Raw genomic sequence first — 14,007 nt, forward strand, 5'->3', positions numbered from 1 at the left:
CGAGTGATGTTGGCTTCGCCCTATGGCGCACTGCCCGATTACGCAGAGCTTCAATGCGTCTCAAATTTTTCGTTTCTCCGCGGAGCGTCGCACGCGGACGATCTCTCCGAGCGCGCAGCGCAATTAGGCTATACCGCGATCGCAGTGACCGACGAATGCTCGCTCGCGGGTGTCGTACGCGCGCACGTTGAGGCGAAGAAAGCGGGCATTCCCTTCATCGTCGGCTCCGAGTTTGGATTGACCAATGCTGATGGTTTGCCCGCGCTTCGTTTTACCGCGCTAGCGATGAATCGCGAGGGCTATGGCAACCTGAGCGAACTGATCACGCTCGGCCGCATGCGTGCCGACAAAGGTAGCTATCGTCTGGCGACGCGAGATCTTGACCATCCAGAGCCTCCTCACGCCCATCTAAAGTCGCTCCCCGAATGCATTGCGATCCTCAGCCCGGAATATCCGGCAGACGAGGCGCGCCTTGATGTGCAGATGGAATGGTTCGCCACTACATTCGGTGAGCGTGCATGGGTCGCGCTGACGCTCCACGCTCGCGCGATGGATGACATCCACCGCGGTGTGGTCGAACAGATAGCCGTGCGTCATGGCGTGCCCATCGTTGCAACGGGCGCTCCGGTCATGCATGTGCGCTCACGCAAACCGCTTCAGGACGTCCTCACGGCAATCCGGCTTGGCCGACCCGTTGCTGATTGCGGATATGACCTCGCGCCAAACGCCGAGCAGCACCTTCGAGCCCGCCTGCGCCTCGCGAACCTGTATCCTGCCAGAGCACTCGCTGAAACCGTTGCAATCGCGCGGCGCTGCACATTCTCGCTCGACGAACTGCGGTATGAATATCCCGACGAACTTGTGCCAGACGGCTTCACGCCTGAGGCCTATCTGCGTCAGGAAACATATATCGGCGCACATCGGCGCTGGACCGCAGGCATCCCCAAAAACGTCCAGACGCAGATCGAGCACGAACTCGCACTTATCGCCGACCTGAAATATGAGCCGTACTTCCTCACGGTCTATGACATCGTGCGTTTCGCTCGGAACGAGGGGATCCTTTGCCAGGGCCGAGGCTCTGCCGCCAACTCGGCAGTGTGTTACTGCCTGGGCATAACCGAGGTCGACCCTGCACGATCATCGATGCTCTTCGAGCGCTTCATCAGCAAGGAGAGGGGGGAGCCTCCGGATATCGATATCGACTTTGAGCACCAGCGACGTGACGAAATCGTTCAGTACATCTACCGCAAGTACGGACGCGATCGCGCAGCGCTGACAGCTGCGGTCACCACCTATCGGCCCCGAAGCGCACTGCGTGAAGCCGGCAAGGCGCTGGGCGTCGATCCGGCAATTGTCGATCGTGTTGCGAAGGCCCACCAATGGTTTGACTCAAGTCAGGACCTGCTGATCCGGTTCGCAGAGGCTGGACTTGATCCCGAGGCGCCACTGATTGCGCAGTGGGCGAATTTCGCCGCCCTGCTGCTCGGCTTTCCACGCCACCTGTCGCAGCATAGCGGTGGTTTTGTGATCAGCCGGGGCAAGCTCTCACGCCTCGTTCCAATCGAGAATGCGGCAATGGCAGATCGATCGATCATCCAGTGGGACAAAGATGATATCGAAGCCTTGGGGTTGCTTAAGATCGACGTACTCGCGCTCGGCATGCTGTCAGCCGTGCGTCGCGCGCTGGATCTCATCTCGGAGAAACGCGGCGAAGTCTTTGAGCTTCAGGACATCCCCCCAGAAGACTCCGCCACATACGAAATGATCTGCCGCGCAGATACAGTCGGCGTTTTCCAGATCGAATCGCGGGCGCAGATGAGCATGCTGCCTCGTCTGCAACCGCGTCGGTTCTACGACCTCGTGATCGAGGTGGCAATTGTGCGCCCTGGCCCCGTCCAGGGCGGCATGGTTCATCCATACCTTCGCCGACGTCAGGGCATCGAGCCCGTGACATTTCCAAGCCCACAGATGGAGCAGGCGCTCGCGCGCACGCTCGGCGTGCCGATTTTCCAGGAGCAGGTCATGCAAGTTGCGATGCTCGCCGCCGGCTTCTCCGCCGGCGAGGCGGACCAGCTTCGTCGTGCCATGGCCGCGTGGAGACGCAAGGGGGGACTTGGCGTCTATTACGACCGTATCGTGAACGGCATGCTTGAGCGCGGATACGATAAGGAATTCGCCGAGCAAATCTTCGCGCAGATCCATGGTTTCGGCGAATACGGATTTCCGGAGAGCCACGCTGCGAGCTTCGCACTGCTCGTCTATGCGAGTGCATGGATCAAATGCCGCGAGCCTACGGTTTTCGTATGCGCGTTGCTCAACAGCCAGCCGATGGGTTTCTACTCTCCATCGCAGCTTATTCAGGATGCCAAGCGCCATGGAGTGCAGGTGCTGCCGGTAGATGTGGCGCTGAGCAACTGGGACTCGACGATCGAAGGCGCATCGACCGACGGCCCGTTGCGCCTCGGCATGTCGCTTGTTCGCGGCATGAAGGAGGAAGCGGCCGCGCGCATCGAGATGGCTCGGGCGGTGCGCCCGTTCCTTGATGTATCGGATCTTGCGCGACGGGCCCAGCTCGATCGTCGCGACCTTGAAATCCTCGCGTCTGCGAATGCCCTTCGTTCGCTCGCCGGTGATCGCCGTGCCGCGCTCTGGCAATCAGTTGCAGCGGTTCCTGATCGCGACCTCCTGCGCGGCGCCACTGATGACGATGAAACCCCGGTACTTGCTCCGATGACCGAAGGCGAGGAGATCGTCGTTGACTATCGTTCAACAGGTCTCACATTAGGCCGGCATCCGGTCGCCCTGCTCCGCCCCAAGCTCACGAAGATGCGCCTCGTCGCCTTCCGGACGCTCATGGGTTATCGCAATGGACAACTCGCGCGTGCCTGCGGGATCGTCACCGTCCGGCAGCGGCCCGGCACCGCAAAGGGGGTAATGTTCATGACGCTTGAGGATGAAACCGGAAGCGTAAATATCATCATCTGGCAGTCGGTGCTGGAAAAATTCCGGCGCGAAGCACTTGGCTCGTCACTGCTTGCCGTCTACGGCGTCTGGCAAAAGGAAGGCGAGGTTCGCCACCTCGTTGCAAACCGCCTGGTAGACTGCAGTAAGCTGCTTGGCGAACTCCCTACCATGAGTCGTAACTTCTGCTGATGGAGAGCCAATGAACATCCGTGTTGGCAACACATCTTGGACAGATCCCGCGCTCATCAACAGCAAGCGCTTCTATCCCTCGGCTGCAACAGCGCGGAGGCGCGACTGCGCTTCTATGCCAGCCAGTTCACGCTGGTGGAGGTCGACTCGAGCTACACTCCATGCCCAACGGAAGCAACTCCGTCCTGTGGGTCGAGCGCACACCGCCCGGATTCGTGTTCAACATCAAGGCTTTCCGCCTGTTCACTCGGCACCAGACGCCTCGAGACATGTTCCCGAAGGACATGCAACCGGCACTCCCACAGAACGGCAAGAAAAATCTCTACTACAAGGACAAGCCTTAGGACGTCCGCAAGGAGCTTTGGTGACGGTATTTCGAAGCGATCGCGCCATTGCACGAAGCCGGAAAGCTCGGCGCCGTCCACTTCCAGTTCGCGCCCTGGGTAATTTCAGGTCCCGATGGCCGGGCACACGTCGAGCCTTGTGCCGACATCATCGCCGGGCGACATCTGATGGCAGTCGAATTTCGCAACCGGAGCTGGTTCGACGAGAAACACAGAGACTCGACACTCGCTTTCGAGTGCGAAAGAAGACTTGTGAACGTGATCGTGGACGAGCCGCAAGGCACCGCGAATTCGATCCCCGCAGTTTGGGAGGTAACGAGCCCCGACCTCGCGTTGGTCCGCCTGCACGGCCGCAACCACGAGACGTGGAACATCAAAGGCGCAACTGCTGCAAGTGATCGTTTCAACTACGACTACAGCGACGACAAGCTTCGCGAGTTCTCCATACGCATTAGAGATGCTTGCCGCAACCGTCGCGCAGACGCACGTCGTGTTCAACAACCATTACGAGGACCAAGGTCAGCGAAATGCGCGTACGCTGAAAGGTCTTCTTGGCGACGCCGCAGTGCCGGTCGCGCAATGAACGTGCGGCCAAGACCGGCCCATCGGGATCGCCAAGTCGAGCGACCGCTTTTCGCGACAAAGCCGCCTTTCCTCAAGGACATCAAAGAACGACACGGGTCATCTCGAACGCGTTTGCGGCATCACGGTATCCAGTCCCGCGCAACAGCGTCATCTTGCCCTCTCGCGCTGCGAGCCGCGTAATTTCAGAGGCGTCTTTAGTGCTGTCTCCGTCTGTTGCATGACGGCGCCTATCGGTGCGTGAGCGGCGAGCACTTTCAGTAGTTGAAATCGTGGATCGCGCCTTTGTACAACGTCGCCACGGCGTTCCTGACCTTGTCAAGCCAATAGCCGTGGGTCCGCGTTCGTCCCGCAACATGCTGAACCGCGCCGTCTGGATCATCGCGGGCGGCAAGCGAACTTGTCGAGCGAAGCGCGCAACGGCCGTGCGAGGTATAAGAGAAGGCGCGCAGCCGATCAACGGCGCCCCACGCGAACATTTCGCGGCACAGCGCGAAGGAACGACGATAAATGATGTATTGCCGGTGCCCCGCTCAGCATATCTTGCGCGGATCACGCGCGGATCGACGTAGGACCTGTCCAGCCCGCGCCGGTCGATGCGGGCCGCGATCCGCAACAAAGCGCCACTGACGTTGAGGGCGCGCGATGACAAAGCTGTCGTTATCACCGAGCTTTTGCGGTAAGACCGGGGTCCAGAACAGAAGTCGCCCGGTTCCCTCCCGTGCAGCCGTTTGATCAAATTGTCCTCCGAGCAACGTTGGCGCATCGCATTGCTCTCGCCTGGGCCAAGGCAGGAACCGCAAAGTTTCAAACGGCGCGGTTATGACCTTGCTGAGTGTTCCGCTGTTCAACGAGAGCAAGCGGTTCGTTAGCCGGCTATTCCGCCGCCTCAGAGGGCTCATCGCATCGTGCATCCCGCCTTAATGACTGCGGAGATACACCAAACCCACGAACAAAAACTTCCCGCAGATGGCGCCTGTCGCGAAACCCTGTCTCGCGGGCAATCGTCTCCAGCGGATGCCGACCTCGCTCAATCATATTCCGCGCCGCCTCCAAGCGAAGTCGCTCGATGGCTTTGGCGGGCGACTCGCCAGTCTCTGCGAGGAAAATGCGGCCGAACTGCCGAGGGCTCAAGTGTGCGGCCTTTGCGAGATCGTCGACACGCAAAGGCTTTGACAGATTCACTCGCGCATACTCAAGAGCTAAGTGAATCCTGTCCGATTTTGGTGCAAGCGCCAGCATTTCAGAATGCTGCGATTGGCCACCGGACCGACGATGATGCATGACGAGCGCACGCGCGACCGAATTGGCAAAATCCGGACCCTGGTCCTTCTCCACCATACCCAGCGCGAGATCCATCGCCGCCGTCAGTCCAGCTGAAGTCCATATTGGGCCATCGACGATGAAGATCCGGTCTGCCTCCACTTCCGCCTTAGGCCAGCGCTCTTGCATCGCCGCCGCAAACGCCCAATGGGTCGTCGCGCGCCGCCCGTCGAGAAGACCCGCTTCTCCAAGGACAAATCCACCTGTGCAAAGGCCCGCCGTGCGCCGCGAGCGCTCAGACGCTTCGATGACGAATCGGAGTTCTTCAGGATCGGTGGATCGTCCGATCGGATTGACGATTCCACTGACCATCCACGTGTCCGCCACCGCGGTAGAGTCGGCCGGCTGCGTATTCACGGATACGCCTAGTGACGCCTTGGTTTCCCCACCTGCAAGTGAATAATTTGTGACGCTATAAATCTGCTCTCGCGCCACTACGTTGGCAATCTCGAAAACAGTTTGTGTTCCGATGGCCATAACCTGGAAGCCATCAGTCAAAAAGTAACCAATTCGATGCATCATTGTCACCGCGGGCCATGACCGAAAACCTGATTATAAATGTCGTTGGAGAAACACGTGATTCCCCAGGATCATAGGCTCCTATCGTCGATAGATTTTCCAACGAGGAAATAAGAATGACGGCTTCACGCGGAACTGCAGTGGTGAGCGGCGCATTGTCTGTTATTGGTGCCGCCTATGCGGATTACCTTGCAGCCAACGGTCACGATCTCATTCTGATCGATCGGGATCGCGCGAGTCTGAACGCACTCGCAGAGGAGTTGACCACCCAGACCCGCCGCGCAGTTGAGGTCGTAGCCGCCGATCGACGATCTCCCTCCGATGTCGCATTGATCGCCGAAAAGATCGATCAGGATGCCAGCGTCGTTCTGGTTGTCAGTGTCACAGATGAAGGAGTAGACAACGCGTTTTCTGCTGTGCAGGCCGATTCGCTGATCAAGTCCGTTGGACTTGAGTGTGAAGTGTCCTGCGCGGCAGTCAGGAAATTCGCCTCGAGTGGTGGCTCGGCCAACCTCTGCCGTTCAGCCGTCGTCGTGACCAGCTCCGGCAGAATAAATGGCAGTCCAGTCCCGTTTTAGCTCCGCAGAATCGCTTGAACAACCAGTTGAATACGGATGAGCACAACTCCCGAAGTTGATTCCCCGTCTCTCAGTGCGGTAACACGCTTCGCCGACCTACCGAACCGACGCCTAGCGTATCGACGTTTTGGTAGCGGTAAGCCCTTCGTACTTTGCGTACGCTTTAGGGGCACAATGGATTCTTGGGATCCTCTGTTCCTTGACAGTCTCGCCGCAAAAGGGTTCGAAGTCGTCATTTTTGACTACAGTGGACTCGGACAGTCCACCGGCGAGCGTACCTACAACCCCGCCGCACTGGCGCGAGACGCCATCGAATTGATCGGTGCACTCGAGCTTGGTCGCGTAATCATCGGTGGCTGGTCTATCGGTGGCGTAGCTGCACAAATTGTATTGGCGCAAGCTCCGCAAATTGCGAGTCACGCGGTGCTTATCGCGACCACACCACCCGGGCCGCTGGTGAAAACAGGTGAGCCCTTGTTCTACACGCTTGCAAAACGCGAGAACGACTTCGAAGACTTCGTCAGCCTTTTCTTCGAACCCACTTCAGCGAAAAGCCGCGCGGCTGCAGAAGAGGCTTCACGACGTCTCGCCGCCCGCACGTCCGACGTCAGTCCTGAAGTGCCCTATAGCTGGGCCGCGGATCAACTCGGTGAAGGCCCTAGAAATCCCGCTTTCCCAGCACCGCCGGTCCTGCAAGCGCTGCGCGCCGCTTCGATTCCGATTTTACACATTGGCGGCGATCACGACATCGTATTTCCAGTTGAGAACTGGTATGCCTTGAACGCCCAGTTCCCCAGTCTTCACCTGGTCACATTTCCACAGTCGGGACATGGACCTCAACTCCAGTTTCCGCAGGCATCTGCAGCTCACATCGTGGCATTTCTAGCTTACTCGCAAAAGCTCTCCTGCTGACGCCGCGCACAGTTTAGACAGACCCTGAGGCACGATCTTTTCAAGTAGTGGAAAAATCGGACCAATCTGAAATGAAATAAGGATTACTAATGGAAAACCTCATCGACAAGGCCATCGCGACTGCCGGCGGTCTTGACCGATTTCGTAGCTTTCGCCGCGTGTCTGCCCAGCTTCATCACATCGGCGCGCTCTGGAAACTCAAACAGTGCGAAAACGTGTTGACGCACTCGCGTGTCACCGTTGATCTTCACGAACAACGAGTGTCACACGAGCCGTTCGCACCATCGTCAGATCATTCGATCTATACCCCCTCGCTCGTTGAGATTCGACGAGCTGACGACTCGATCGTGGAGACCCTCAATCATCCGCGGGCGTCGTTCGAAGGATACGAGATGGAAACGCCCTGGTCTAATGCGCAGCTCGCGTATTTCGCGGGCTACACCATGTGGACCTATCTGACGTCTCCGTTCCTGTTGCGATATCCAGGCGTGGTGGCGCAGGAGATTGATCCTTGGATTGTCGATGGCCTGCCGTGGCGACGTCTCCGGGTCGAATTCGCACCGAGCATCGCAACGCACAGCACCGTGCAGACGCTTTACTTCGATGCAGATGGACTTCTCCGCCGCCACGACTACGAAGTCGATATCCAGGGACGCAATGCCGCCGCACGTTATCTGAGTGACTACGTCACCGTCCAAGGCATCCGGATGCCGACGCGTCTGCGTATCTACCCTCGCACCCCGGACAACATCGCCCTGCCGGAGCCGTTGATCGTCGGTGTTGATCTTTCTGACTTCCGTTTTGAGTGAGAACCCAAATGATCCAACCAGCCACGTACCGTGCGGCCGTCGCAGTAGGCTCGGGAAAACTCGAATTCGCAGAGCGCCCCGTTCCTGAACCCCGCTACGGACAAGTCCGCATTCGTGTCGAGGCCTGCGGGGTATGTCACTCCGACAGCGCCACCATTGAGCCTGAAAGAGCCGAAAGCGCCAGCGCACTCGTGCCCGGCCATGAGGTTGTAGGACGCATCGAAGCACTCGGCGAAGGTGTCGAGGGTTGGTCGCTCGGCCAACGAGTCGGAGTGGGCTTCCTTGCTGGCGAAGATCGGACGTGCCCATCGTGCCGGCAAGGCGACATCGTAAATTGCGAAAAGCCGGTCATCACTGGCATGACCGTCGACGGCGGCTACGCTGAAATCATGATCGCCGAGGCGCGCGGACTGGTTCGCGTCCCTGACGACCTGGAGGCCGCAGAAGCCGCACCGCTGCTCTGCGCAGGTCTAACTACCTTCAACGCACTTCGTAACGCTGGGGCTCGGGCTGGAGACATCGTTGCTGTCCATGGACTTGGTGGACTCGGCCACCTTGCGGTTCAGTTCGCCAACAGTATGGGCTTTTATACCGTCGCGATTGCGCGTGGTGCCGACAAGGCACCGCTGGCGCGCGACCTTGGCGCACATCGGTACATCGATGCCAAGGCCGAAAGCGTCGCTGAGGTTCTACATAACCTCGGTGGTGCAAAGGTCATCCTCGCTACCGCACCGACCGGCCTTGGCATGTCGGAGATGGTGCCTGGGCTTTCTCCTCGCGGGAAGCTCGTCGTCGTTGCGATCGCCAGCGAACCCATTACGGTGAACGCCATAGATCTCGTGTTCGGTGGCCGCTCGGTAGTTGGCGCGCTGACCGGCACCGTCGCAGACAACGAACAAACGCTTGCGTTCGCGCAACAGCGGAACATCCGTCCGCTGATCGAAACATTTCCGCTGGAGCAGGCGCAATCAGCCTATGACCGCATGATGCGCGGTGACGTTCGCTTCCGCGCGGTCCTTGTAATGAAACCCACACACTGAGGAGCCTCGCATGAATTCTCTCGCGCAAACAATCATCGATGCCCATGGCGGACTCACGCAATGGCGCAAGTTCACGAAAATTCATGCCGACCTCTCGCAAGGCGGTGCGTTGTGGGCACTAAAAGGTAAAGGCGGAATACTCGATCAGACGACTGTCACCGTAGCGACCGATCGCCAATGGGCATCGCACGCGCCGTTCGGCACGCTCGCGGCACGCACGGAATTCACCGGCGATACGATTGCACTTCTCGACGAATCGCAGAACATCGTCGAAACAGCCAACAAGCCACGCTCGTCCTTTGCTGGCCACACGCTCGAAACGCCCTGGAATTCACTGCAGCTCGCATTTTTTGCGGGATGCGCAATGTGGACGTATCTGAACACGCCGTTCGTCCTTGCATGGCCCGGCGTCGAATGTGAAGACGCGGGCGAGTGGAAGGAGCAGGACGAAATCTGGCGCAAGGTGATCGTGCGTTACCCCGATTCGCTAGAGGTATTCAGTAAAGTCCAGGCAATCTATGTCGACGCTGACCATCTTGTCCGACGTCTCGACTATGACGTGGAAATTGCAGGGAACACACCCGGTGCGCACTACGTAACCGACTACACCACGGTTTCTGGAATCCGCATCCCGACCAAGCGGCGCATCTTCCCCCGGCTCCCGGACGGCTCCTCGCTCCCGGACCCACTCGTCGTATCGATCGACCTGAGCAATATCAGTCTCACCTAAAAACTTGACGGGGCGCAGTCTGCGCTCCGGAGGAATATCCGTGAATACCAATCGCTCATCCGGCGTCGAAACTCAATTCGTCGAAGTGTCTGGTCTCCGTTACGCCATGCGCCGTTTCGGCAACAGCAACGGCGGCCTGCCGCTGCTCTGTCTTCAACACTTCACCGGCACGCTTGACAACTGGGATCCGGAAATCGTCGATGCGCTCGCCGAGGATCGAGAAATCATCCTCTTCGAAAACGCTGGGGTTGGCCGTTCGACTGGAACTGTCCCAGCAACGATTGCCGAAATGGCCGCGCACGCAATGAAGTTCATTGATGCGATCGACGTGCCCAAGCTCCACATCCTCGGCTTCTCATTAGGTGGCTTCCTGGCGCAGGAGATCGCAATCGAGATGCCGGACCGCGTGTCACGCATCATTCTTTCGGGTTCCGCCCCCGAAGGCGGCGAGGGGGCAGGCATGGATCGCCCCGAACTTGTCGCGATCTACACCGATGGCGACATGCCGATGAGCGAGAAGCTCAAGCGCCTGTTTTTTCCCTCTACGGCAGATGGTAGGGCGGCGGCGTCCGCCTTTGTCAATCGCCTTGACACCCGCAGCGCAGAGCCCGACCTACCGGCAGGCCCAGACGTAGCAGGGACACAACTACAGGCCATGATCGCGTGGGCAAACTGGAAGGGCGATGTGCGTGGGAAGCTGGCGAAGATCGGCCATCCGGTACTTGTTACCAATGGCGACAACGACATCATGATCCCAACGAAAAACAGCTTTGTTCTCGGAAGAGATCTGCCGAATGCAACGCTCATTGTGTATCCGAACGCGGGCCATGGTGCCCTGTTCCAATACGCATCGACCTATACCGCACACGTACGTGAATTCTTGCGCGGCGAATAGAGCTTGTTCGTCCCACCTCAGTCATCAAGGAATGTTATATGAAAGCCATCGTCTACTCGCAGGCAGGCCTGCCTATCGATGATCCGCAGGCGCTGTACGAAGTGGATTTGCCAAAGCCTGAACCGGGCCCCCGTGACCTTCTCGTAAAAATCGAAGCCATCTCCGTAAACCCGGTAGACAGCAAACTGCGCCAAGGCATGCAGCCACCTGGCGCGCGTATTCTCGGATGGGATGCAGCAGGAACTGTGGAATCGGTTGGAGCGGAGGTCAGGGGTTTCAAGCCTGGCGATGCGGTCTGGTATGCCGGCGACATCACACGCCCGGGAAGCTATGCAGAATTTGGACTCGTGGATGAGCGCATCGCTGGGCATCGCCCCACCAGCATTTCTGCTGCGCAAGCGGCTGCGTTGCCCCTGACAGCCATTACTGCATGGGAATTGTTGTTCGAGCGTCTCAAGGTTGCAGAGCGCGGCGGGCAAGGTGAAAGGCTGCTCGTCATCGGCGCAGGCGGCGGCGTGGGCTCGATCCTAGTGCAGCTGGCGAGCAAATTGACCGAACTCACTGTGATTGGCACGGCATCGAGAACAGCCTCACAGGCCTGGGTACGTGAGCTCGGAGCCAATCATGTCATTGATCACGCAAAGCCACTGCGTCCGCAGCTGGAAGAGCTCGGGATCAAGCAAGTCGATCACGTCATCAGCCTGACGCATACGGACTCATATTACGTGCAGATTGTGGATCTGCTCAAGCCGCAAGGCCAACTCGCGCTGATCGATGATCCCTCTACACTTGACGCGATGCCGCTCAAGCGCAAGTCAATCTCGCTTCACTGGGAGTTCATGTTCACCCGGTCGATGTACCGGACTGCTGACATGGACAAGCAACATCTCCTGCTTGATCGTGTTGCCTCTCTCATCGACCAGGGAACGCTTACGTCAACGCTAGGGCAACACATCGGAATCGTCAACGCTACCAATCTGCGAAAGGCGCACGCACAGATAGAGAGCAACAAGGCCGTCGGCAAGATCGTTTTGGAAGGCTTTTGACAGACGGGAGTAAGTTCCCTCTTCAAATCCGGCTCTGATCGCGTCGCTGTGCCCCTCCAGTTCTAAATACGGATCGCGGCTCGCGAGTGGTTCCTAAACATCACCACATGCCAGCCGCGGCTTCCGTGTCGACTAACCAACGATTTCCTCCCCGACTCAGGAACTATCAATGCAACCTCCGAGCGATTTCGATGGTCGTTCCGGCGAACTACCCGCTCCAGTGACACAACGCTCCGTCAATTCGTCACGTCGAGAGCAGATGTATCCGACGCTCTCCGACGACGAAGTGTCCCGCATCGCGCGGTTCGGAGAAGTCCGGGTATGGCCAGACGGCTCGTCCATGTTCGAGATCGGCGATCCGGGATTCGGAATGTACGTCGTACTCACCGGCGAGATTCGGGTAACGCGCCGGGATGCTTTCGATCGCGCGATTGTCATCAACGAACAGGGGCCTGGCAATTTCGTCGGTGAAGCCGGACAGCTTTCCGGAAGCCGCTGTCTCGTTGATGGTCATGCAATCGGCGAGGTTCGCGCCATACACCTGCAGCCCGCGCAGCTACGCTCGCTACTCATTGCCGAGGCAGAACTCGGCGAGCGAATCATGCGTGCTCTAATCCTCAGGCGCGTAGGCCTCATCGAAAGTGGCAGTGGAATCGTTCTCGTAACTGACGCGCCTACGCAGAAACTAAATGCGCTCCAAAGCTTTCTCTCTCGCAACAATATTCCCCACACGGTAGTCAACGCCGACGTGGATGGGGAAGTATCGCAGTTCCTTCAGAAGTGGTCTCATCATCGCCCCGAATATCCAATCGTTCTTAGCCCGGATGGCGTAATTCTCCACGCTCCCACGGAAGCACAACTTGCGGAAGCCTTGGGTTGGCTGCCCGAGTTCGGAACTGATGAAGTTTTCGACGTCGCTATAGTCGGCGCCGGGCCCGCTGGCCTGGCAACCGCCGTTTATGCCGCGTCCGAAGGACTTCGCGTAGTTGTGCTTGACCCACAAGCTCCAGGCGGACAGGCTGGCGCAAGCGCGCGCATCGAAAACTTCTTCGGATTTCCGACGGGCATTTCGGGGCATTCACTTACGGCACGAGCTTTCGTTCAGGCTCAAAAATTCGGTGCCCGCTTCGCAATCCCCCTAGCGGTTACATCTCTCGACTGCGCTTCGTCGCCGTTTCAGTTGCAGCTCGCAAACAAGACAGCCATCAGATCCCGCAGCGTGGTCATCGCATCTGGCGCCGCATACCGCAGACCGGATATCGATGGGCTCGCACGCTTTGAAGGGCGAGGCGCATACTATTGGGCGTCTCCAGTTGAGGCAAAGATATGTACTGGACAGGACGTCATCGTCGTCGGTGGAGGGAATTCGGCCGGACAAGCAGCTGTCTATCTTGCCTCACATGCGCGGCGCGTTGTCATGCTTGTTCGCGGGCGAAACCTGAACGCCAGCATGTCGCAGTATCTGATTGAACGCATCGCGACGCTCAAGAACATTGAGGTTCATTACAACGCCACCATCACCGCCCTTCACGGGTCCGCAAATCTCGAAACTGTTGAAATTCTCGAGGAATCCGATCGGACGACCCGTGAGATAGGACATGTGTTCCTTTTCATCGGCGCCCACCCAAACACCGAATGGCTCAGTGGATGCGGCGTAGCGGTTGACCCCGGCGGTTTCGTTTTGACTGGGACCGCGGCCTCCACCGGTTCCTCTGAGCACGAAACCAGCGTCAATGGCATATTTTGCGCAGGCGACGTGCGTCGCGGTTCCGCGAAACGCGTAGCAGCGGCCGTTGGCGATGGAGCCTCTGTGGTTGCGCAAATTCATCAATATCTCGAACGTCAGATCCCCTCTCTCTGACAATCACGCCGCCGCTATCTGCACCGTCGAAACGCCGATTATTTGTTGCCGGACTTATTCGCGACTGCTGGCGTGTTTTCGACCTGTTGGCGTCGGGAGGGCCAAGAAATCGTTGAGCAACCCGATGAGGCAAATTTCTTGCCTTGTCGGGCTCGTAGCATGGTCGATCCGCGGCCCTTCAACAGAGGGCGCGCGGCAATCGCCCCATAGCGGAC

Annotated in this window: 10 protein-coding genes and 1 pseudogene; 10 read left to right on the plus strand and 1 reads right to left on the minus strand. The window is 58.5% G+C overall.

Features of this window, described 5'->3' with window-relative positions:
* Window positions 1-6: 6 nt before the first annotated feature.
* Together C7402_RS13940 and C7402_RS13945 are read left to right on the plus strand one after the other, a co-directional pair.
* Window positions 7-3,153, plus strand: coding sequence for an error-prone DNA polymerase (locus C7402_RS13940; RefSeq protein ID WP_112171168.1), 3,147 nt, complete (start codon window positions 7-9; stop codon window positions 3,151-3,153).
* Between the two features lie 10 nt (window positions 3,154-3,163).
* Window positions 3,164-4,080: pseudogene (locus C7402_RS13945) on the plus strand (DUF72 domain-containing protein).
* Window positions 4,081-4,955: 875 nt separating this feature from the next.
* Here C7402_RS13945 and C7402_RS13950 read toward each other — a convergent pair.
* Window positions 4,956-5,921: a GlxA family transcriptional regulator gene (locus C7402_RS13950; RefSeq protein ID WP_112171458.1), complete on the minus strand. Its 966-nt coding sequence runs from the start codon at window positions 5,919-5,921 to the stop codon at window positions 4,956-4,958.
* A 116-nt stretch (window positions 5,922-6,037) separates the two neighbouring features.
* On the opposite strand from C7402_RS13950, the gene C7402_RS13955 reads away from it, so the two are divergent.
* From C7402_RS13955 to C7402_RS13990, 8 genes are all read left to right on the plus strand, one after another.
* Window positions 6,038-6,499 carry an SDR family NAD(P)-dependent oxidoreductase gene (locus C7402_RS13955; RefSeq protein WP_112171169.1) on the plus strand — a complete coding sequence of 154 codons (462 nt, stop codon included), beginning with the start codon at window positions 6,038-6,040 and terminating at the stop codon, window positions 6,497-6,499.
* A 36-nt stretch (window positions 6,500-6,535) separates the two neighbouring features.
* Window positions 6,536-7,411, plus strand: coding sequence for an alpha/beta fold hydrolase (locus C7402_RS13960; protein ID WP_112171170.1), 876 nt, complete (start codon window positions 6,536-6,538; stop codon window positions 7,409-7,411).
* Window positions 7,412-7,500: 89 nt separating this feature from the next.
* Complete coding sequence (locus C7402_RS13965) at window positions 7,501-8,220, plus strand: hypothetical protein (RefSeq protein WP_112171171.1); 720 nt, start codon at window positions 7,501-7,503, stop codon at window positions 8,218-8,220.
* An 8-nt stretch (window positions 8,221-8,228) separates the two neighbouring features.
* Window positions 8,229-9,260 carry an alcohol dehydrogenase catalytic domain-containing protein gene (locus C7402_RS13970; protein WP_112171172.1) on the plus strand — a complete coding sequence of 344 codons (1,032 nt, stop codon included), beginning with the start codon at window positions 8,229-8,231 and terminating at the stop codon, window positions 9,258-9,260.
* Between the two features lie 10 nt (window positions 9,261-9,270).
* Complete coding sequence (locus tag C7402_RS13975; RefSeq protein WP_112171173.1) at window positions 9,271-9,990, plus strand: hypothetical protein; 720 nt, start codon at window positions 9,271-9,273, stop codon at window positions 9,988-9,990.
* A 40-nt stretch (window positions 9,991-10,030) separates the two neighbouring features.
* Window positions 10,031-10,885 (plus strand): alpha/beta fold hydrolase, encoded by an 855-nt coding sequence (locus C7402_RS13980; protein ID WP_244314847.1) that lies wholly within the window; start codon window positions 10,031-10,033, stop codon window positions 10,883-10,885.
* A gap of 38 nt (window positions 10,886-10,923) precedes the next feature.
* Window positions 10,924-11,931: a zinc-binding alcohol dehydrogenase family protein gene (locus C7402_RS13985; RefSeq protein ID WP_116611088.1), complete on the plus strand. Its 1,008-nt coding sequence runs from the start codon at window positions 10,924-10,926 to the stop codon at window positions 11,929-11,931.
* A gap of 169 nt (window positions 11,932-12,100) precedes the next feature.
* Complete coding sequence (locus C7402_RS13990) at window positions 12,101-13,792, plus strand: FAD-dependent oxidoreductase (RefSeq protein WP_112171176.1); 1,692 nt, start codon at window positions 12,101-12,103, stop codon at window positions 13,790-13,792.
* The last annotated feature ends 215 nt before the right edge of the window (window positions 13,793-14,007 follow it).

The organism is Paraburkholderia unamae, assembly GCF_003096875.1.
GTDB classification, from domain to species: domain Bacteria; phylum Pseudomonadota; class Gammaproteobacteria; order Burkholderiales; family Burkholderiaceae; genus Paraburkholderia; species Paraburkholderia unamae.

Bases quoted from the DNA above. Each gene is read 5' to 3' on its own strand.
- C7402_RS13940 (WP_112171168.1), top strand. From the start codon at position 7: ATGTTGGCTTCGCCCTATGGCGCACTGCCCGATTACGCAGAGCTTCAA.
- C7402_RS13950 (WP_112171458.1), bottom strand. From the start codon at position 5,921: ATGCATCGAATTGGTTACTTTTTGACTGATGGCTTCCAGGTTATGGCC.
- C7402_RS13955 (WP_112171169.1), top strand. From the start codon at position 6,038: ATGACGGCTTCACGCGGAACTGCAGTGGTGAGCGGCGCATTGTCTGTT.
- C7402_RS13960 (WP_112171170.1), top strand. From the start codon at position 6,536: ATGAGCACAACTCCCGAAGTTGATTCCCCGTCTCTCAGTGCGGTAACA.
- C7402_RS13965 (WP_112171171.1), top strand. From the start codon at position 7,501: ATGGAAAACCTCATCGACAAGGCCATCGCGACTGCCGGCGGTCTTGAC.
- C7402_RS13970 (WP_112171172.1), top strand. From the start codon at position 8,229: ATGATCCAACCAGCCACGTACCGTGCGGCCGTCGCAGTAGGCTCGGGA.
- C7402_RS13975 (WP_112171173.1), top strand. From the start codon at position 9,271: ATGAATTCTCTCGCGCAAACAATCATCGATGCCCATGGCGGACTCACG.
- C7402_RS13985 (WP_116611088.1), top strand. From the start codon at position 10,924: ATGAAAGCCATCGTCTACTCGCAGGCAGGCCTGCCTATCGATGATCCG.
- C7402_RS13990 (WP_112171176.1), top strand. From the start codon at position 12,101: ATGCAACCTCCGAGCGATTTCGATGGTCGTTCCGGCGAACTACCCGCT.